Below are 943 nucleotides of genomic sequence, written 5' to 3' on the forward strand. Positions count from 1 at the left end.
CTTAGACACTTTCATCCTGCCTCCCGTGTGATGCCCTTAGCGCTCTGCCCTAGAACCTCATCCATCACCTCCTTTGGCGTCCGGTAGCCCAGCCCCGAGTGCAACCGACCCCCAAGGTACGGGCTACGCCCGTGACCGTGGTAGTAGCGTAGCCGCTCCTCCACCACCCCCCTTAGCTCCTCAAGACTCTTGGCCTCCAAAAACTGGTCCCGTCCCTCCCACTTGAACCGAGCAAAAAAAACTCTCCACCACCGGAGAAAATGTACGCTTCGCGTGACACCCTTGGCCCCCATCAGACTGTAGGAAAGCCTCTGCCCGTCCCTCAGCAAAAGCGTCCCCACCCACTCGTGGCTCAAAAAAGAACCCCCCTGATCGTGGTGTACCAGGGCCTCGGGAAGCCTCCCCATCTGGGCCTGGAGAAAGACCTTGGCCTCCGCCCACGCCCCAAGGGCCAGCTCCGCCGAAGGAGATGGCCCTAAACCCCAGGCCACCACCGTCCGCGTCCCCAAGCTACGGGCTTGCGCCCGTGACGTGGTCCAGGATGGGCAGGAACCAGGCCTTCCCACCCCGGTAGGGCAGGAGGGTGAAGTCGGTGTACAGGAGCTCAAAGGGTTCGGGTTCCCTCCGCTTGAGCAAGGAGGCCCGGAGGTCGGCCCTTTCTCCCGCCACCAGGACGATTCTCAGCAAGGGGTTAGGCTTGGGCCTCCGGGTGGTGCGCTTCAGGGAGAGGTGGAAGTCCTGCACGAGGCGGTGGATCCGCTTGTGGTTGACGGGAATCCCCTTCCTCTGGAGCTCCTTGGTAATCCGGCGGTAGCCGTACTCGGGGTGCTCCAGCAGGACCTCTTCTATGGCCCTCTTGAGGCGGCCCTCTTCCTCCTCCCTCTTCCTGTCCGCTCCAAGCTAGGCTTCGCCTGACCCACCTTCTGCTTCCGGTAGTAGTACC

2 protein-coding genes and 1 pseudogene are annotated in these 943 nt (G+C 62.7%); all 3 read right to left on the reverse strand.

Annotated elements, in window-relative coordinates; translation table 11 throughout:
- Window positions 1–11: 11 nt before the first annotated feature.
- Window positions 12–509, reverse strand: a complete 498-nt coding sequence (locus TNMX_RS10600) for a hypothetical protein (protein ID WP_156919454.1) — start codon at window positions 507–509, stop codon at window positions 12–14.
- 1 nt (window position 510) lies between these two features.
- Complete coding sequence (locus tag TNMX_RS10605; RefSeq protein ID WP_038031975.1) at window positions 511–744, reverse strand: hypothetical protein; 234 nt, start codon at window positions 742–744, stop codon at window positions 511–513.
- A 21-nt stretch (window positions 745–765) separates the two neighbouring features.
- Window positions 766–849 (reverse strand): annotated as a pseudogene (locus TNMX_RS13415) (IS3 family transposase); the annotation flags it as partial.
- Window positions 850–943 lie beyond the last annotated feature (94 nt).

Origin of the sequence: Thermus sp. NMX2.A1, assembly GCF_000511705.1 — a bacterium.
GTDB classification, from domain to species: Bacteria; Deinococcota; Deinococci; order Deinococcales; family Thermaceae; genus Thermus; species Thermus scotoductus.